The 19511-nt window shown below is 53.9% G+C and carries 19 protein-coding genes; 1 reads left to right on the top strand and 18 read right to left on the bottom strand.

All coding sequences use genetic code 11. From position 1 onward, the window contains the following. Positions 1-118: 118 nt before the first annotated feature. The 7 genes from B9L21_RS02665 to B9L21_RS02635 all read right to left on the bottom strand — a co-directional run bounded on the left by B9L21_RS02665 (position 119) and on the right by B9L21_RS02635 (position 6489). On the bottom strand, positions 119-1195 hold the full coding sequence (locus B9L21_RS02665) for a GerMN domain-containing protein (RefSeq protein WP_063165089.1): 1077 nt from the start codon (positions 1193-1195) through the stop codon (positions 119-121). Positions 1196-1300: 105 nt separating this feature from the next. After that, positions 1301-2095 carry a glutamate racemase gene (racE, locus tag B9L21_RS02660; protein ID WP_063165088.1) on the bottom strand — a complete coding sequence of 265 codons (795 nt, stop codon included), beginning with the start codon at positions 2093-2095 and terminating at the stop codon, positions 1301-1303. Positions 2096-2104: 9 nt separating this feature from the next. Further along, positions 2105-2548, bottom strand: a complete 444-nt coding sequence (locus B9L21_RS02655; protein ID WP_063165087.1) for a MarR family winged helix-turn-helix transcriptional regulator — start codon at positions 2546-2548, stop codon at positions 2105-2107. Positions 2549-2764: 216 nt separating this feature from the next. Next, positions 2765-2989 (bottom strand): helix-turn-helix domain-containing protein, encoded by a 225-nt coding sequence (locus B9L21_RS02650; RefSeq protein ID WP_020960797.1) that lies wholly within the window; start codon positions 2987-2989, stop codon positions 2765-2767. 219 nt (positions 2990-3208) lie between these two features. Further along, on the bottom strand, positions 3209-3970 hold the full coding sequence (gene sdhB, locus B9L21_RS02645) for a succinate dehydrogenase iron-sulfur subunit (protein WP_063165086.1): 762 nt from the start codon (positions 3968-3970) through the stop codon (positions 3209-3211). 1 nt (position 3971) lies between these two features. Continuing rightward, positions 3972-5729: a succinate dehydrogenase flavoprotein subunit gene (gene sdhA / locus B9L21_RS02640; RefSeq protein WP_063165085.1), complete on the bottom strand. Its 1758-nt coding sequence runs from the start codon at positions 5727-5729 to the stop codon at positions 3972-3974. A 151-nt stretch (positions 5730-5880) separates the two neighbouring features. After that, positions 5881-6489, bottom strand: coding sequence for a succinate dehydrogenase cytochrome b558 subunit (locus B9L21_RS02635; RefSeq protein WP_063165084.1), 609 nt, complete (start codon positions 6487-6489; stop codon positions 5881-5883). 243 nt (positions 6490-6732) lie between these two features. On the opposite strand from B9L21_RS02635, the gene B9L21_RS02630 reads away from it, so the two are divergent. Beyond that, positions 6733-7185, top strand: coding sequence for a YslB family protein (locus B9L21_RS02630; RefSeq protein ID WP_063165083.1), 453 nt, complete (start codon positions 6733-6735; stop codon positions 7183-7185). Positions 7186-7273: 88 nt separating this feature from the next. On the opposite strand, the gene uvrC is transcribed toward B9L21_RS02630, so the two are convergent. The 11 genes from uvrC to B9L21_RS02575 form a co-directional block, all read right to left on the bottom strand. Then, positions 7274-9046, bottom strand: a complete 1773-nt coding sequence (gene uvrC / locus B9L21_RS02625) for an excinuclease ABC subunit UvrC (protein ID WP_063167288.1) — start codon at positions 9044-9046, stop codon at positions 7274-7276. A gap of 15 nt (positions 9047-9061) precedes the next feature. Beyond that, a complete protein-coding gene (locus B9L21_RS02620) occupies positions 9062-10498 on the bottom strand; it encodes a nucleoporin-interacting protein (RefSeq protein ID WP_082816517.1) in 1437 nt (478 codons plus the stop codon). 46 nt (positions 10499-10544) lie between these two features. Then, positions 10545-11468, bottom strand: a complete 924-nt coding sequence (locus B9L21_RS02615; RefSeq protein WP_063165082.1) for an FTR1 family iron permease — start codon at positions 11466-11468, stop codon at positions 10545-10547. Positions 11469-11495: 27 nt separating this feature from the next. Further along, positions 11496-12257, bottom strand: coding sequence for a hypothetical protein (locus B9L21_RS02610; protein WP_063165081.1), 762 nt, complete (start codon positions 12255-12257; stop codon positions 11496-11498). Between the two features lie 62 nt (positions 12258-12319). Then, positions 12320-13102 (bottom strand): glycosyltransferase family 2 protein, encoded by a 783-nt coding sequence (locus B9L21_RS02605; RefSeq protein ID WP_063165080.1) that lies wholly within the window; start codon positions 13100-13102, stop codon positions 12320-12322. Beyond that, on the bottom strand, positions 13059-14558 hold the full coding sequence (locus B9L21_RS02600; RefSeq protein ID WP_063165079.1) for an alkaline phosphatase family protein: 1500 nt from the start codon (positions 14556-14558) through the stop codon (positions 13059-13061). Before B9L21_RS02600 ends, B9L21_RS02605 begins: the two co-directional genes overlap by 44 nt. Then, positions 14555-15487, bottom strand: a complete 933-nt coding sequence (locus tag B9L21_RS02595; protein ID WP_063857323.1) for a lysylphosphatidylglycerol synthase transmembrane domain-containing protein — start codon at positions 15485-15487, stop codon at positions 14555-14557. Before B9L21_RS02595 ends, B9L21_RS02600 begins: the two co-directional genes overlap by 4 nt. Continuing rightward, positions 15477-16421, bottom strand: a complete 945-nt coding sequence (locus tag B9L21_RS02590; RefSeq protein ID WP_063165077.1) for an NAD-dependent epimerase/dehydratase family protein — start codon at positions 16419-16421, stop codon at positions 15477-15479. The genes B9L21_RS02595 and B9L21_RS02590 overlap by 11 nt, the downstream gene beginning before the upstream one ends. Before the next feature lie 210 nt (positions 16422-16631). Continuing rightward, positions 16632-17837: a hypothetical protein gene (locus tag B9L21_RS02585; RefSeq protein WP_063165076.1), complete on the bottom strand. Its 1206-nt coding sequence runs from the start codon at positions 17835-17837 to the stop codon at positions 16632-16634. Positions 17838-18019: 182 nt separating this feature from the next. Further along, the gene (trxA, locus tag B9L21_RS02580) at positions 18020-18334 is read right to left on the bottom strand and encodes a thioredoxin (protein ID WP_063165075.1); all 315 of its coding nucleotides are present in this window, start codon (positions 18332-18334) and stop codon (positions 18020-18022) included. 157 nt (positions 18335-18491) lie between these two features. Further along, complete coding sequence (locus B9L21_RS02575) at positions 18492-19469, bottom strand: electron transfer flavoprotein subunit alpha/FixB family protein (RefSeq protein WP_063165074.1); 978 nt, start codon at positions 19467-19469, stop codon at positions 18492-18494. Between the last annotated feature and the right edge of the window lie 42 nt (positions 19470-19511).

Genomic DNA, 19511 nt, shown 5'->3' with positions numbered 1-19511 from the left:
CCTGTTTCGATCGCACTCCCCAAGCGGTCAGCTTTCCGCCGTTTTCCAAAAAATAAAGAGGCGGAATACGTTTCCACCTCTTTGTTATACCATAATGGCCCCCTTTGTTTCCAGCTTGTTAAAATGTCCCTGTATTGACGTTTTGCGGCCGGGTGACCGGTTTTGTGAGCGGCTTGCCATCTTCGGTGACGAGATCGGCTTTGCCGTTGACGGTGATCGCCACGCTTTCAACCCCATTTTGCTCGGTGAGCGACAGCACAAGCGAATTTAATACGACATCGGAAATCACATGTTTCTTGTTGCTGCCATAAATGCCCTCGTTAAAGTTGAGCGTCACTTTGCCGTCCTCATATTTCGGGGCATCGACAAGCTTGGCATCCGGCTGAAAGACGCCAACAAGCCCGCTGCCGTGGTCCGGCCCTTGGATGAGCTCATTGATCGCCGCAGCGATATCGTCCTTTTCTTTATTGGGTACCCGTCTTGTCACCGGCACATAATATGTGTTGTCTCCCTGCTGGGCGACAAAATAAACCGTGACCGGGTGCGTATTCGTAATGTCCGGCACGCCGCTCGCCTCGATATTGATGCCATCCGCCCGGCTGACTCCGCCTTGGATCGGTGTTTTATTGACCGGCATCACCTCTTGGTCATAGCCGTTAATCCGGATTTTGACGCGCTTAATGTTGTCAAATTGGGTCAATGTCCACGTAATGGCTTGCAAAATCCGCTTTTCATCCTCCGGTTTGTATTGCTTAAATTCCGGCGAAAAGTCGGCGATCAACGTCCCGTCTTTTTCCAGTTTTGTGCCAAGCACAGTCGTGCCTGCCGGAATGACGGCGCGGAAGCCATTTGGCAACACTTCGGATACCGGGCCATCCTCGACTAAATATTCGAGCACTTGTTTCGCAACCGCCTGCGTTTTCGGCAACTCTACTGTTTGCGGCACGACGAAGCCATTTTTGTCAATTAAGTATAATTCCCTCTTCACCGTCTCGGTAGCCTTCGCTTCCTCTTTCTCTCCCTTTTTGTCCCCCGTTGCCTCTTGGAGCGCCTGACCGTCTTTGACATAGCTCGTTTCTTGCGGCGGATCGATCTCCTTCACTGCCTCATCATTCCCAAACAAACCGCAGCCGCCAAGCAGCAAAAGCGAAGCGAGCACCGGCGCTGTCCATCTATGAACCGTCCGTTTGCCCATTGACGTTCCCTCCTACTCGTAGTTTGTACTACTATGTATACGAGCCGGTTGCCAAAATAGAATAAAAAAATCCTTTAGCGTCCACGCGCTAAAGGATTTTTTCGGTCACAGACGAATCGCCTCGACTTTGCCGATCGATTTGCCAAACCATTTTCTTGAAATCTTTTCAAACAGTTCTTTTGATCCGGTCGTGAAAAACAAATGCTCCGGTTCGCGCCTGCCGGTGTAAAGGAGGTGGCTATGATGCAAAATCGTGCTCACTTCGCGGGCCGTTTCATCGCCGGAGCAGATGAGTTTCACCTTTTTGCCCATATACGCCCGAATGAGCGGGGCCAGCAACGGGTAATGCGTGCACCCTAAAATGAGCACATCAATCGGCCGCGGACGCAGCGGAGCAAGCGATTCGGCGACAATCGCCACCGCCTTCTCCCCTTCAAAATCGCCGCTTTCGACAAGCGGGACGAACTTCGGACAGGCCAAGCTTTCGACACGAACGTGCGGGTTGATCGATTGGAGCGCTTTTTCATACGCTTTGCTTCTGACCGTCCCGACGGTGCCAATCACACCGATATGCCCGCTTTTCGTCGCCTTCAAGGCGGCGCGGGCGCCGGGATGAACGACGCCAAGCACCGGAATGTCAAGCCGCTCCCGCACTTCATCGAGCGCGACCGCGGTTGCCGTGTTGCAGGCAATGACAAGCATTTTCAACGGATATTGCCGCAAGTAGTGAATCATCTGCCATGTAAATCGGCGAATTTCTTCAACCGGGCGCGGCCCGTACGGACAGCGGGCGGTGTCGCCAAGGTAAATGATCTGTTCCTTTGGCAGCTGCCGCATAATTTCTTTGGCGACGGTTAAGCCGCCGACTCCTGAATCAATGACACCAATTGCTCTTTCCAAGTGATCGCCTCATTCTTTCATCATTTCTTGATGCAGTTTGCGCAAACAGCGCTCAAAAACGACAATTTCTTCATCCGAAAAGTTTTCCAGCACTTGGGCCAAATCGCGCTGGCGTTTTTCAATCACTTCCTCAATGATGCGCTCGCCTTTTTCGAGCAGGTGAATGCGGACGACGCGCCGATCATGTTCATCACGCACTCGGGCGACGAGACCGTTTCGCTCCATGCGATCGACCAAGTCGGTCGTCGTGCTGCACGCCAAATACATTTTGCTCGATAACTCGCCAACCGTCAAGTCCCCTTCTTCAAGCAGCCATTGCAACGCGACAAACTGCGGAGGCGTGATGGGGTAGTTCGTTAAAATTTCGCGGCCGCGCTGTTTTAAGTTGGCGGCGATATAGCGAAGCAATTTTTCCAACTCGGCAACCGTTTTTTCGTTCATCGCAGACGACATACAATCTCCCCTTGATCATTTTCGCGGCCTGGCCCCAAAACAACGTGCCTCAGCCAACGGCCATTCTATTTTTCATTTTACAATACCGGGGGACATAATCAATACAAAATAATATAGAACGCCGCTGCAGACAAAAGGCCAGACAGGCGGCAAAGCCTCGTCCGGCCGCAAAGGAACATAACAGCCGGCCATCCGAAAAGGGAAAGCCGGCATCGTTTATAGTTCAAGTTCGCCCATTCGAAGCAATTCAATGACCGCTTGCGAGCGCCCCTTGACCCCAAGCTTTTGCATCGCATTCGAAATATGGTTGCGAACAGTTTTCTCGCTGATAAACAGCTCTTTGGCGATCTCCTTCGTCGTCTTGTCTTGCACGAGCAATTCGAAGACTTCTTTTTCTCTCTTTGTCAACAGCGGCTTCGATTGAAACGATTGATCCTTCAACGGTTGTAACCCTCCTTGCTCTCAATGGGCCCGAACTGCCGGATGGGTATTTCCTCACCATATCGTATGTGAGAGCAAGGGCGGCGGTGACGAAATTTTGCTTATCTAATAGAAAAATAGGTCTTTTTTTCGCCTCCCCACCTGATCAAAGACAAGGGGGCTGGGCAAGCGCAAAATCCCCTCCATGGCTGGCCACGGAGGGGATGAGAGGTTCAACTGTTACGCTTCGTCGCTGCCAAAGAAATCGCGGAACATTTGGATCGTCGTGTCGCGGTTTAACGCGGCGATTGACGTCGTCAGCGGAATGCCTTTCGGGCACGACTGCACACAGTTTTGCGAGTTGCCGCAGTTGGCCAAACCGCCGTCGCCCATAATCGCCCGCAGCCGCTCAGCTTTATGCATCGCTCCGGTCGGATGGGCGTTAAACAGCCGCACTTGCGACAGCGGCGCCGGGCCGATAAAGTTCGACTTGCTGTTGACGTTCGGGCACGCTTCAAGACAGACCCCGCACGTCATGCATTTGGACAGCTCGTACGCCCATTGCCGCTTCCGCTCCGGCATGCGCGGACCCGGACCCAAGTCGTACGTTCCGTCGATTGGAATCCATGCTTTGACGCGTTTTAGCGCATCAAACATCCGGCTCCGGTCGATGACCAAGTCGCGGATGACCGGGAACGTGCGCATCGGCTCGAGGCGGATCGGCTGCTCGAGCTGGTCGATCAAGGCCGCACACGCTTGGCGCGGCTTGCCGTTAATCACCATCGAACATGCTCCGCACACTTCTTCCAAACAGTTCATTTCCCAAACGACCGGTGTCGTTTTTTCGCCTTTGGCGTTGACCGGGTTGCGGCGGATTTCCATGAGCGCCGAAATGACGTTCATGTTCGGGCGGTACGGGATGACAAACTCTTCTTCATATGGCGCAGAGTCCGGACGATCTTGGCGCGTAATGATGAATCGAACCGTTTTGTTCTCGCTCATCTTACTTCACTTCCTCTTTCTTTTTGCTGTAGTCGCGTTTGCGCGGCTTGATCAACGAAACATCGATCTCTTCGTAATGGAATGCCGGACCGTCTGGCGTGTAGCGGGCCATCGTCGTTTTCAGCCACTCTTCGTCATTGCGCTCCGGAAACTCCGGTTTGTAGTGCGCTCCGCGGCTTTCGTTGCGATGATACGCGCCGAGCGTGATGACGCGGGCAAGCTGCAGCATGTTGTACAGCTGACGGATAAACGTCGCCCCTTGGTTGCTCCACTTCGCCGTGTCGGTGACGCTGATGTTTTTGTACCGCTCCATCAGCTCTTGAATTTTTTCGTCCGTTTTCAGCAGCCGGTCGTTGTAGCGGACGATCGTCACGTTCGCTGTCATCCATTCGCCGAGCTCTTTATGCAGCACATAGGCGTTTTCCGTACCGTCCATCGACAGAATGTTTTCCCACTTTTCTTGTTCTTGTTTGACATAGCCATCAAACAGCGCCGACGGCAGCGCATCGGCCGATTTTTCAAGACCGCGGATGTAGCGGACCGCGTTCGGGCCGGCGACCATCCCGCCATAAATGGCCGATAAGAGCGAGTTCGCGCCGAGACGGTTGGCGCCATGAATAGAGTAGTCGCACTCACCGGCGGCAAACAGCCCTTTAATGTTTGTCATTTGGTCATAGTCGACCCATAAGCCGCCCATTGAATAGTGAACAGCAGGAAACACTTTCATCGGCACTTTGCGCGGGTCTTCGCCCATGAATTTCTCGTAAATTTCAATAATGCCGCCGAGCTTAATATCCAGCTCTTTCGGATCTTTATGGGAAAGATCCAAATACACCATGTTTTCCCCGTTAATGCCGAGCTTCAAGTCGACGCACACATGGAAAATTTCCCGGGCAGCGATGTCGCGCGGCACTAAGTTTCCGTAAGCCGGGTATTTTTCTTCAAGGAAGTACCACGGTTTTCCGTCTTTGTACGTCCAGACGCGGCCGCCTTCCCCGCGCGCCGATTCGCTCATCAACCGAAGCTTGTCATCGCCCGGAATCGCGGTCGGATGGATTTGGATAAATTCGCCGTTTGCATAATAGACGCCTTGCTGATAGGCGATCGACGCCGCCGAACCGGTATTGATGACCGAGTTCGTCGATTTTCCGAAAATGATCCCCGGTCCGCCGGTCGCCAAAATGACGGCATCGGCAGGAAACGCTTTAATCTCCATGGATCGTAAGTCTTGCGCGACGATGCCGCGGCAAATTTGTTCGTCATCTAAAACGACTCCCAAAAACTCCCAATGCTCATATTTCGTCACAAGCCCAGCCACTTCATGGCGGCGCACTTGCTCGTCAAGCGCATACAAAATTTGCTGGCCGGTCGTTGCCCCGGCGTAAGCCGTGCGGTGGTGCTGCGTTCCCCCGAAACGGCGGAAGTCGAGCAATCCTTCCGGCGTGCGGTTGAACATGACGCCCATCCGGTCAAGCATGTAAATGATCCCCGGCGCTGCCTCGCACATCGCTTTGACCGGGGGCTGGTTCGCCAAAAAGTCGCCGCCGTAGACGGTGTCGTCAAAATGTTCCCACGGCGAGTCGCCTTCCCCTTTCGTATTGACCGCTCCGTTAATGCCGCCTTGGGCACAGACGGAGTGAGAACGCTTTACCGGAACGAGTGAAAACAACTCGACAGGCACTCCTGCTTCGGCGATTTTAATCGTGGCCATCAAGCCGGCCAATCCGCCGCCAACAACGATGATTTTTCCTTTTTTCATGGCTACTCACTCCCTAGAAAATTGCTGCTTTTGCTTCAATGTCCCACGGTTTGCCTCTGTCGATCAAGCGTTCGTTCGACAAACGGCTGCAGCGTGATCCATCAAGAGCCAACGCAGCGGTTCATGTCATCCAACAGCTGAAATCAATTTTTTACGCAAAAGCCAAAATGGCGCGAATGCCGACAATCGAAAGCGCGACAAAGATGATCATCGTAATGTACGTGAACACTTGCTGTGAACGAGGGGATACCGTTAAACCCCAGCTGACGAAGAACGACCATAAACCGTTGGCGAAGTGAAAGACGGTCGACAAAATGCCGATAATATAAAACCAAAGCATAAACGGATTATCGACAATATTGGCCATCATATCATAATTCACTTCAGCGCCAAACGCGGCTTGCACCCTTGTTTCATACACGTGCCAGACGACAAAAATCAATGTGATAATGCCCGTAATCCGCTGAAGCATGAACATCCAGTTGCGGAAATAGCCGTACTGGCGCGTGTTGAATTTGGCTGTAAACGCGATGTAAATGCCGTATACCGCGTGGAACAGCAATGGAAGGAAAATAATGAAAATTTCCAAGAAAATACGGAACGGCAAGTTTGCCATAAACGCAGCCGCCCGGTTAAACGCTTCCGGCCCGCGCGTCGCAAAATGGTTGACGACCAAGTGCTGCACTAAAAACACCCCAACGGGGATAACCCCGAGCAGCGAATGGAGCCGGCGATAATAAAACTCGCGATTCCCTGCCATTATGTAAACCCCCTTTAACGTAAGTAAAAATAAATTCCCCTCGTTACAGGATGGAAATAGAAACGCCTTCCATTTCCATCTTGCATTTGTCACATTCATTGTACTCCCACATTGTACAAGCGTCAAGAAAACATCGCCACAAAATGTTCAAACATTCTCATATTTTCCCTCTCTGAAGAAAGGGAGTGCACGCCGCCGGCAGTTCAGCTATAATGAGGAAATGGATAGAAAGAGGGGAAGACGATGAAACAGCCACGGTTAGAGGAACAGTATGAAACGTTTGGATCGATCACGCTTTCCGCATTTGGCGCTGAGCTGCTCCGCCATTCGCTTCTTCCCGAGCTGCTCGGTAAAGATGGCGCCGCCCTTTTATACTGGGCCGGCAAGCAGCTGGCGCGCCGCTATCCGCTCGCTACAATGGAGGACATCGCCGTCTTTTTTGAGCGGGCTGGCTGGGGGACGCTGTCGGCCGACGAGGAGCGGAAAGATGAACTGCACATCGAGCTGTCCGGTCCGATTGTCTCCGCCCGCCTTTCCTTATACGACAGCTGCACCTTTCAGCTCGAAGCCGGGTTTCTCGCCCAACAAATTGAGCAGCAAAAACGATTCGTCACCGAAGCGGTCGAATTGCCGGCAAAACAGGCAGGCAAGGCGCGCATTTTAGTGAAGTGGGACCGGAAACAAACCATTGATTGATCACCGCTAGTCGTCTATAGTCGAAGCAATGACTTCTCAGCAAGGGCAACAAAGGGCGCCCCGCGCTTACGGGACGCCCTTTTAACCGCTATTCATGCAGCTTCTCGTAAATTTTCTCCGCCACCGCCCGCGGGATGTTCGCCTGTTGCAACTCTTCAATCGTCGCTTCTTTCATCTTTTTCACCGAGCCAAAATAGTTTAATAGCGCCTTTTTCCGTTTTGCTCCGACACCGGGGATGTCATCGAGAACGGAATGGAACATCGTCTTCTGCCGCGTCTGACGGTGGAATGTGACCGCAAACCGGTGCACTTCATCTTGAATGCGCTGCAGCAAATAAAACTCTTGGCTTTGCCGGTCAAGCGGCACGACGGCTGGCGGATCGCCGGCGATGAGCTCCGATGTGCGGTGTTTTTCGTCTTTCGCCAGCCCGGCCAGCGGCACATCGAGGCCGAGCTCGTTTTCCAATACATCCCGCACCGCCGACAAGTGGCCTTTACCGCCGTCGATGATGATCAAATCGGGAAGCGGCAATCCTTCTTTCAACACGCGCGTATAGCGGCGGCGCACAACTTCGCGCATCGTTTCATAATCGTTCGGTCCCGCCACTGTTTTTACCTTATATTTCCGGTATTCTTTTTTCGCTGGCTTGCCGTCAAGGAACACGACGAGCGCCGAGACCGGATCGGCCCCGTAAATGTTCGAGTTGTCAAACGCCTCGATGCGACGCGGCGCTGGAATGCCGAGGCGCTCTCCGAGACGCTCGATGGCTTTGATCGTCCGCTCTTCATCGCGCTCAATGAAATAAAACTGTTCCTTCAAGGCAATGGCGGCGTTTTGGCTCGCCAGCTCCACAAGCTCTTTTTTCTTCCCTTTTTTCGGCTGGACGACGGCTACGCCGAGCAATTCACGGGCAAGCTCCCCGTCAATGTCGGACGGGAGGACGACTTCTTTCGGCTTCAAATGATGCGCTTTCGCATAAAACTGGCCCAAAAACGTCAGCATTTCCTCATCCGGGTCTTGGTAAAGCGGAAAAATGGACACGTCGCGCTCGATCAGCTTTCCTTGGCGGAGGAAAAACACTTGCACGCACATCCAGCCCTTGTCGTACGCATAGCCGAATACATCGCGGTCGATGAAATCATTGAACATCATTTTTTGCTTTTCCATCGTCATCTCAATCGCCGCGATTTGGTCGCGGTATTCTTTCGCCCGCTCAAATTCGAGCGCTTCCGCCGTCTCGTGCATTTTCTCGGCCAACTCCCGCTTTACGTCTTCATAGCCGCCGTTTAAAAAGCGGACGATTTGTTCAACCATCGCCTTATTTTGTTCGTCCGACACCGGGTTGACGCACGGGGCGAGGCATTGGCCCATATGGTAATACAAACAGGCGCGCGAAGGCATCGTCGAACATTTGCGGAGCGGATACAAACGGTCGAGCAGCTTTTTCGTCTCATTCGCCGCCTGCACGTTCGGATACGGGCCGAAATATTTGCCGCCGTCTTTTTTCACTTTACGGGTGATCAAGAGGCGCGGATGTGTTTCGGCGGTAATTTTAATAAACGGATAGCTTTTATCATCTTTCAGCATGACGTTGTATTTCGGATCATGCTTTTTAATCAAGTTCATTTCCAAAATGAGCGCCTCGGCGTTTGACGAGGTGACGATATATTCAAAATCGGCGATTTCCTCGACGAGCCGCTGCGTTTTGCCGTCATGCGTCCCGGTAAAATACGAGCGGACGCGCGCTTTTAGCGACTTCGCCTTGCCGACGTAAATGACCGTTCCGTGTTTATCTTTCATTAAATAGCAGCCCGGCTGTTCCGGGAGCACGGACAGCTTTTCCTTCAGCCGGTCGTTCATGGCCATCACTCCATCCTATTCCCCGACCCATTCGTACAGCGTAATCGTTCCGTACACCGGATCGGCAAGCAGACTGGAACGATATGTTTTCACTTTGCGCACATGGCGGGAAACATCGACTCCTTGGGCGCGAAACCCGTCAACAACATGATTGGTCATATAAATTGTAGCATGGCGGTAGTTTTCTTTGTCTTGCAAAAAGAAGGAAAAACGGAACACATCTTTATGCGGAAACGGCACATGCAAATAGTCGAACACGCGCGTTTCTTCCCACGTATATACCACAAACGACGGCGGTTTGTCACGCAACTCGTCCGCCAACTGGTATACAGCCGGCGGCGTCGCCGCTTGCTCGCGCAGCTGCCCGATGCCGACGGCCGCCTGCAGCAGCACGACCGCTGCCGCCAGCGCTAATCCCCATCCCCTCGGCACAGCCAAAAAGCGGCCCCACACATAAAACAGGGCAAAATGGATCAACGGAAGAAGGTGGCGCGGTTTTTCAATGTTTTGCGCCAATAGCGCCCAAACGGCGTACAGCAGGGCGGAAACGACAAGTGCGCGCGGCGGCCGAAACCGCCCGGCGCGCCAGGCGATGGCGCCGATTGCCGCATAGGCAGCGAGCAGCCAAGCGTTTTGGCAGGCGATGCCGGTCCAAAAAAAGTTGTCGATCAAAAACCGTTGCACCCGCTCGGAAAACGGAAGCGGACTCGCTGCCGCTGTTCCGCCCCAATCGCTGAAATGGCCGTGGACAAACGCCCAGCCGAGCTTGAAAAACGGGAAAAGACCGCCCTCCGTGCGCGCCACCGCTGCCACCCAAATGAATTGAAACAACGCAGCCACCAAAACGGAGGCCGCCACCCGGCCCAAGCGGCGGTGCGTGCTCCAGTCTTCATACCAAAGGAACAACAGCGCGGCGCCGAATGGAGCATACGACAGGCGCACTCCCATCAGCACGCTGAATAAAGCGGCCGGCAACAGCTGCGCCTTCCATGTCGTCTGTCGGTGCGCCCGCTCCACCGCCCACATGTACCACCAGAGCACGCCGAGCGCCGCGCCGTCAGACATCGGCCGGGCGGCGGCGAGGAGCACATAGCTTGAAGAGAGCACGGCCAAAGCGGCGAGCAGCGCCGCCGGGAGCGAAACGTTCCGGCGCAGCAGCCAAACGAGCGGAAAAACGGCGGACAAGAGAACGAGAACATTCAACACGGAAAGCGCCTTAGCCGGATTGGCGATGGCCGTGTGAACGGCCATGCCGCCTAAAATGAAATACGGATAGCCGGGAAAATGCGGCTGCATGCCTAACAAGTCGTAGCGCTCAAGCGCCAGCGCAAAATCGACTTCATCCCATGTGGCCGCATACGGGCTTGCCCAATACAACGCGGCGCCGGCCAAAACGGCGGCCAGCCCGATGCTGAAACAAAGCCAAAGCCGGTCGTGCAGCAGTCGTTTCACGAGATTCCCTCCAAAGAAAAAATACAAGGCGCAGCGCCTTGTACCTTTACAGAATGCCTTTCGTCTTTTCCTTAAGCGCCGCGGCCGACGGGTGCTCTTTGCTGTTCTTTTGGCCTTGGCGGCTCGTCACGAGCAAGTAAATGACGACAAAGTAGCCGATATAGGCGATCATTTCCTCAAGCGACGGCATCGACGAGTAGCCGAACAGCGCTTTTAAAAAGACGCCGACTTCACCGGAGAAGATGGGGGCCACACCGTGGTCGCGCAAATAATGCTCATAATCGATCGGGTGTTCCGGAAGCAGCCAAGTCAAATCGTACACATGTGGCATGACGCTGCCGATCAGACCGATGTCTTGCATCATGGAAATGGCTTGCACGAGCAACCCGGCAGCAATGAGGACGATAAAAGCGCCGGTCACCTTAAAGAATGTCTTGAGCGGGATGCGCATCGTTCCCTTAAAGAAGAAGTAGCTGACCAAGGCGGCGATGGCCATGCCTGTCGCGGCTCCCCAGCCTTGCAGCGCCGCGCCGATGTTGCCGTGTGTGATGGCGGCGAAGAAAAAGACGGTTTCCACCCCTTCGCGCAACACGACTAAAAACGAATGGATGACCATCCCGACGACATTGCCGGCTGTGATGAACTGATCCATTTTCCCTTCGACGCTTTTTTTTATGTGCTGGCTATGCTCAGCCATCCAAAACACCATTTGCGTCAACAGCAGCGTCGAGACGAGCATAATGCCGATTTTCAAGTAGATTTCACTTGCCATCGCAGCGAAGCCGGTCAACACGACTTGAAACAAAATAGCGACACCGACGCTGGCGGCCACCGCCAAGGCGGCGCCAAGCCATACGTATTTCGTATACTCGCGATGGTTCACCCGTTTCAAATATGACGTAATAATCCCGATAATAAGCAATGCCTCGAGCGCTTCGCGAAACGTAATGAGCAGCGCTTGAACTTCCATGCCCCCGCCTCCCCCTTCACAAGTAGACTAAGTCCGTTTCCGACGCCGTACATAAATCAAGACAGCGCCAATGATGATCGCAACGATCACAATGAGAGGAATCCAGTTTTTCAATTCTGACAAGTCGGTCCATTCCTTTTTTCTCACTTCATCCGGTTTTTCCGTGGCGCTTTCCGAAAAATGGCCAACTTCTAAGCTTTTCAAACCGAATTGCTTCTGCAGCGCCGTTAAAATCGTCTCTTTGCTTTGTTTAAACGCATTGATGTCCGATTTTTTCTCCCCGACGCCGAACAGCCCCGGGTTGCCAAGCGACTGCAATGCGTTGTCAAACTCCGTGCGCAGCTGCTTGTCAAGCGCCGTGTCTTTTCCTTGAATGATCGGCGACAGCGCCTCATACGTCGCAAACGCCTTCGCCAACAGCCGCTTGCTCGTATCATACTGGTCAAAGTTTTTCTCAATATTGTCTAAGCGGCGGGCGATATTGAGCACTAAAATTTCTTCCATATTTTCAGTCACCGCTTGACGGTCTTTGGCTTCGATGGCTCCAAGCACCTCTTTTGCCGGCTCGGGCCCCATATGCATGTCGATTTCTTCTTTTACCGTTTCAAAAATTTCTTTAGCCGCGGCAAAATTCGGCGGCTGTTCGTTCAGTTTTTCCTTCATCTGCTTGTAAGCTTCGGCGACCGCTTCTTCATTCGGATTTCCGTACGAGTAGGCAAACGCTTTAATCGGAATGAGATGGATCATAACGATCATTGCTATGTAAAAAAAGAGGCGGAACATTCTCATTTTTTCCTCTCCCTTCTGTTAAGATTAATGATAATGATTATCATAATCTCTGTCAATACGATTTACAAAACATGCTGGCGGCTAGGGGAAGCCGCCTTATGGACAGTGCCGTACCTGCTCCGGGAATCGCGGTCGATAGCGACTTTGGCGACCGGGCGGCGCATTTCTTTCCATATCGCCGGAATAACGGCGGTCATGTAGGCGGTAAATTTGATGAACGAGCGGCCGGTCGTCCGCACTTGGTAGCGGATCGGCACTTCCTTTAGTCGAAACCCTTTGCGCACCAAGTTGAGCGTCAGCACTTGGGCGTAATTGTAATCGTGGATAATTTCCGCCTCCTCCATTGCCTGGCGCGAAAAGGCGCGCATGCCTGACTGTCCGTCATAAAGGCGCTGGTCAAGAAGCAGCGACTGCAGCCGAGTGAACAAATAATTCCCGAGGCGGCGGTGCCATTTCATGCCGCGAATCGTGCCAAGGAAGCGCGAGCCAATCGTATAATCGGCCTCGCCGGCAAAAATGGGATCCAAAATGTCGGGAATTTGCTCCGGCGGATATTCATTGTCAGCGTCAATCATGACACCGACGTCCGCGCCGCGGCGCACGCATTCCTCAAGCCCGCGGCGCACCGCCGCCCCGAGGCCGCGATTTTCCGGCAGACGGCAAATGTCATCGGCCCCTGCTTCTTTTGCTACTTCAGCCGTCCGGTCCGTCGATCCATCGTCAATGACAAGGACGCTTACTTCGACATCCGGGTGAAAGCGGCGCGGAATGCGGCGGATGACGTCGCCAATCGCTTCTTCTTCATTGTGCGCCGGCAAAAAGACGATGACGCGCTGCTTCTTCATCGCTCTCCTCCTTTCGTATCGCCTCAATTAACACCGGGCCGCGGCTATGGCTTGGATACGGCGCGCCGAACAAATAGGCGATCGTCGGCGCGAGCGAGACGAGGCTTTTTTTCTCGTCGACCCGTTTTCCCGGTTCGATGGCCGGCCCGTATAGAAAAAACGGGACGTACCGTTCTCCCTCATCCAAATGGCCGTGGCCGCCGATGCCGTCCGCTTGGCCGTGGTCGGCGCAGACGATCAATGTCGCGCGCTCAAGCTCGCCGCGTTTCTCAAGCCAGCCGACAAACTCGGCAACCAAGGCGTCGGCTTCTTCAATTTTTTCGATATACTCGTCGTACAGCACACCGCGGCTATGGCCGGTTTGATCGGTGGCGATCAACTGTACGACAAGCAAGTCCGGGTTTTGTTCCTCGACGATGCGTTTCGCCCGCTCGATGATATAACGGTCGGCGAGGTCGTTCGGCATGACGGCCGTCACCGTTTCCACATCGTCGCCGAACGAATCAACCAAATGGGCGATGCCGAGCAAGCGGCCTGTTTTTCCGATTTTGCGGAGTGAATCGAAAATCGTCTCGACTTTCACCCCGAGCTTCCATACCATATTCGACCGGATGCCGTGCTCAAACGGGTACGTGCCAGTGAACATCGAAGTAAAGCAGACGACCGTACGCGCCGGATAAACGGTTTCCATTTGTGCAAATTCCGTTCCATGCGCGCGCAGCCGTTTTAAAAACGGGGCGTTCGCCGCCTCAAACCGATCTTTGCGCATGCCGTCAATGACGATGACATATACTTTATCATTGACCGGCGCGGACGGAACGGGCACGTTGTCGGTATACGTCGGGATGACATCCGGTTTCCAATCGAACAAATACCGGTGCAACACCCACGAGAACAGCCACACCCCGGCGGCAAACAGCCAAAACGAGCTGTACAGCGGCGCCAAAGACGCCCCTTGTTCGATCTGCCGCCCAGCGTATTCCCACACGGACAGAAGAAGGAAGCATTTCGGCAGCTGTTCTTGAGCATTGCCGCTCGTCGAATCGCTATTTTTTAGCACCAGCTTCCAAAAGCGGGTAAAATTCCACCATGACGTGCCGATGCGCAAATGGTAATACAGCGTTCCCCAAAAAAAGACGGTGAAGAAAAAATAGAGCCCGGCCGCCAGCAGCAATAGGGCAGCGTCGGCAAACGACCAAATGATGAGAAATGCCATATACGGAATCCATAAATAATTGCGCAAAAACAGCGGGTAATCGTATACATAGTAGACGACAAACAGCGGCAGCGCCGCTGCCAGGCCGAGCAGCCAAGCCGATGCATGAACTTGAGTGAGGTCAGCAGCATGGTAGATGGCCATCGTTCCGGCAACAAAAATCGGCGTGAACGGTTTTCCTTCATTCAACAAATTCCAGCAGCGCGCCGCGATTTTTTCAAACCGTGATGCTTCTTTCATACCCTCTCCCTTTCCTTTCTCCATACGTTTCGCACCGCCTGCCAGTCGGACCGCCAAAACGCGAGCACAACGGCCCCGGCCGCGTATGAAAACAAGAATTTCAACGCATGGGTAAGCACAGCCGCCGTATACGCCACGCTCCCCGGCGCCCCCAGCGCAGTTAACGCAAACGCCATCACCGCCTCATACGTTCCTGCTCCGCCAGGAGTGAGTTGGGCAATTTGACCGGAGACGGTTGCGCTGTTGACCCATACTGCCTGCCAAAAGGAAAGCGGCATGCCGACCGCTTTAGCGATCATGTCAATGACCGCCGCCTCGCACAGCCAGCTCGCCGCCACCGCCGCGGCGATCAACACGCCGCGCCGGCTGCGAAACACCGTCCGCCATCGCCGCCATAACCGTTCCATACGGAGCGGGCGGCGAAACACAGCAAGAGCGAGTACGAGGCCGGCCGCAGCGAGCGCCGCCAACAGCGGAACACCGGGAATTCGATGCATATACACATACATCCCAGCGGCGGCGAAACTGCCTAACACAGCCATGTCCAGCAGCCGCATGACCGCGACTGACTCGACCGACTCGCTGGCCGAAACGCCAGGCTGGCGGGCGAGCACAGCAACGCGGGCCGCATCGCCGATTTTCACCGGCGCAAGGTGATTGATGAACAAACTGAGCAGCACCGCACGCCAATAGACAGAGAAAGCGATCGGTTTCCCGACATACTGCTTCCATGCCCATGCCCGCAGCCAAAATGACATGCCATACACAAAAGCGGCCGCAGCTAGATCCGCCGGATGGCGGACTAGTTCCGCCAGATGCCGGAGCAGCAGCCGAATGTCAAAATAGCGGTATGTCAGCCAGACAAAAATGAACAGCAGCGCCGCGCCGGCCGTCCGCAACACCACCTTGGCAGCCAGCTTACCGCTCATATTCGCGCGCCCACACCACCGTCCGGGCCAACCCTTCAGCAAACGGCACCTTCGGCTCGTAGCCAAACGCCCGCTTCGCCTTCGTAATGTCCGCCCACGTCGCTTTGACATCGCCTTTCCGTTCCGGTGCACGCACGACCTTCATATCCGGGAAATGCTTCCGCAGCTCGACAAGCAGCTGTTCCATCGTGACCGGCGCCCCTGCGCCCAAGTTAAATACCTCGCTTTGGCTGCCGCTGCGATCAAGCGCCGCCACCATGCCGGCGACAATATCATCGATGTACGTATAATCGCGCGCCGTCCCAGAGCCATATACCGTGATCTCCTCGCCGTTCATCAGCCGGCGGAGAAACGTGCCGATGGCCATATCCGGCCGCCCCCACGGACCATAAACAGTAAAATAGCGAAAAATGGTCATTTTGTAGCCGTAGAGGTGAGCGTATGCATGGCAAAACGACTCCGCCCCGTATTTTGCGGCCGCATACGGCGAAACGACGCGCCCATCAGCCATTTCTTCCTTAAGCGGCACATTGCCGCGATCGCCATACACGGATGAAGACGAAGCGAACAACACGTGGCGGACCTCGGCTTCCCCGGCCGCCGCCAAGACGTTCACCGTTGCCTTAATATCGTAGTCAATATAGGTGAGCGGCTGCTCAAGCGAATACGGCACCCCCGGCAGCGCCGCCAAGTGGTAGACGGCATCGGGACGGAACTGCGCAAACCACCGCTTTGTCTGTTCCCCATCAAGTAAGTCCAAGCGGACAAGCGGCACCCGGCCGCCGGTAAGCGCCTGAAACTGCCGCTCTTTCCGTTCGGCGGGATAGTACGGATGAAAACAATCAACGGCTGCCACCTCGTATCCTTGACCGCTCAAATAGGCAGCGAGATGGCTGCCGATAAATCCCGCTCCCCCGGTCACAATCACTTTCATATGCTTCACCCCGTTATGAAATTCCCTGTTCATTAGCATCTTACCATAGCGGCCGGTGAACATCGTGAGCCACGGATGGAAACTAAATGTTCCCATTTATCTAGACAGGCGGTCGAGCCGGCTCGGCAGACTAGTTTTAGGACACAGGCGCCATCAAGTGCGGCTGACACTTGCGAAAAAAGGGCGCCCTGCGGACACCCCTGTCAGCGATTATTTTGCTTTTTCAATCACTTGCTGCAGCGCGGCTTCAATTTGCGGCAGCCATTTGTCGCCCTCAGCTTTATTTTTCGCCTTCGCTGCTTCTAAGTAGTGTGTCGCTTGATCGTTCAAGGTGTTGTAGGCCTCGTTGCCGAGCAGCGTTTTGATATCATTTTCCATCATGTTAATAAAAAGCGCACCTTCTAAAGCGGTGATCACCGACTTGTCTTGCCCCCAATTTTCTTGGCTTTCTTCATACTCATGAAGGGCCACTTTCGCCCATCCACGCACGAACGCGTGGTTCACTGCTTTCGGATCGAGCGTTTTGACGTCCGTCTGCAAGTCGAACTGTTTCAAAATATAGTCGGCTTCCTCGGCCGCATGCCGTTTCATATATGGATAGACGGACTGATAAAACGCCCAGCCTTCCGCCTGCTTCACTTTTGCCTCTTCGGCACTTTCTTTCGCCGCAGCCGCTGCCTTTGCCGCGTAGCCGTGCGGCAGCGCTCCGCTCGCTAAGTAAAATGTTTTCATCAACGTTTTATCGACGACTTGCTTGCCGAGGGCGAATGCCAGCGCATCGTCGTTTTGGACCGCTTGCTCCATTTGCGCGAACGCGCCGCTGATCGCGTCAACTAACTTCGTTCCATAGGCCGCATCACGCTTTTCCACCGTCGGCTGCAAAATCGCGTAAAACGCTTTTGCTTCCTCGATCTCTTCTTTCACTTCCTCTTTATTGGCCCAATGTTCTTCCGCTTCAGTAAACTCGTGTTTGATCGTCGTGTAAAACACTTTTTGCATCAACTTATCAAAAATTTGCTTGACGACCATCGGCTCAAGCGACCCGTCTTTTCCGGCAGCCAATGCCGTCGTAATATGCTGGTCAAGCGTATCCTCCAACTCTGCATCGCGCTTTTGCACAAGCGGCTGCAGCTTTTCTTTGTATAAGCTTTCCACTTTCGCGAAATCAACCGTCGCGCCCTGTTTTGCTTTATCAAGCTCCGCCAACGCTTCGCTGAAGGCACCGGCGTAATCCACGTCCGCCTGTTCGCTTTCCTCTTCCGTTTTCGTCTCCGTTTTCGTCTCTTCTTGTTTCTCTACGGCCGTTTGATTGCTGTTTTCTTTTTCTGTCCTCGCCGTCTGTTCGCTTTGGCCGCAGGCGGCAAGCGCCAACGCCGCGGCCGTGAACACGGCCATCCACTTCCATTTCCAGGACATTATGTATCCCCCCGCTATTTTGATAATGATTTTCATTAACACGATTTATTATAATAGATAATGATTTTCACTGTCAATAAGTCTTTGCTAAAATGAGGACATGTTTCATCTCTGCGTGATGAAAAGAACACCATGCCAATAAAAAAGATCCACGTTCATCGAACCGTGGATCTTCCGCCAAGTTACACATGTTTGCCGACAAGCTGGACAAGCGCTTCTTTCGGCTGGTAGCCGATCGCTTTATCGACAAGTTCGCCGTTTTTGAACACGAGCAGCGTCGGAATGCTCATCACGCCGAATTTCGCTGCTGTTTCTTGGTTTTCGTCAACGTTGACTTTGACGATTTTCACCTTGTCGCCCATTTCTTGATCAAGCTCCTCAAGCACCGGAGCGATCATGCGGCACGGGCCGCACCATGGCGCCCAAAAGTCAACGAGCGCGACGCCGTCTTTCGTTTCTGCGGCGAATGTTTGATCTGTCGCATTGATAATGGCCATGCGAAATCCCTCCCATATGCTAGAATGCTGCAAGCAAAGTATACCATGGACATTTGAAACGACGCGAATATTTTGCCTCGTTTCTAATATTCGCTTCGCGGTGGAATTTATCCAAGAAAAAACGGGCAGCGCGTGCCACGCCACCCGTTTGGGCTGATTACGAATGCACTTTCAGCTTTTTGAATTCTTCGGTCAGGAGCGGAACGACTTCGAACAAATCGCCAACAATGCCGTAATCGGCCACTTTGAAAATGTTCGCTTCCGGGTCCTTGTTAATGGCGACGATTACTTTCGAGTTCGACATGCCCGCCAAGTGCTGGATGGCGCCTGAGATGCCGCAGGCGATGTAAAGGTCTGGCGTCACGACTTTCCCGGTTTGACCAATTTGCAGCGAGTAGTCGCAATAGCCGGCATCGCACGCCCCGCGCGACGCGCCGACCGCACCGCCCAATACTTCGGCCAACTCTTTGAGCGGCTGGAACCCTTCGGCACTTTTCACGCCGCGGCCGCCGGCGACAATCACTTTCGCTTCCGTCAAGTCGACTCCTTCGGCCGTTTTGCGGACGACTTCTTTGACGATCGCGCGCAAATCTTTAATCTCGACCGCCATCGATTCAACGCTGCCGGAACGCGATTCATCGCGGTCGAGCGGCGCGATGTTGTTCGGGCGCACCGTCGCAAAGATGATGCCGTCAGTGACGATTTTCTTTTCAAACGCTTTGCCGGAGTAGATCGGGCGCGTGAACACAATGTTGCCGCCCGCTTCTTCGACCGCCACCACGTCGGAAACAAGGCCGGCGTCCAGCTTCACGGCCAGCTTCGGCGACAAGTCTTTGCCGAGCGCTGTATGGCCAAAGACAATGGCTTCCGGCTCTTCTTTGTCGATCACCGCTTTTATCGCTTGCGAATAGCCGTCGGACGTATAAAATTTCAAGTTTGGATGCTCAACGACAACGACGCGATCCGCCCCGCGGAAAATCAGCTCATTTGCATGCGCTTGCACTTGATCGCCGACGAGCGCCGCCACAACTTCCCCGCCTTCAGCGATCGTTTTGGCCGCTGCGATCGCTTCAAACGAAACATTGCGCAGCGATCCGTCGCGAACTTCTGCCAATGTTAATACTTTGCGTGCCATGTTTCAGTCCCCCTACCCTTATTGTTCATGGTTTCCGTCCGT

The organism is Geobacillus uzenensis, assembly GCF_002217665.1.
In the GTDB taxonomy this organism is placed as follows: Bacteria; Bacillota; Bacilli; order Bacillales; family Anoxybacillaceae; genus Geobacillus; species Geobacillus subterraneus.
This window is presented reverse-complemented; position numbering and strand designations above follow the sequence as displayed.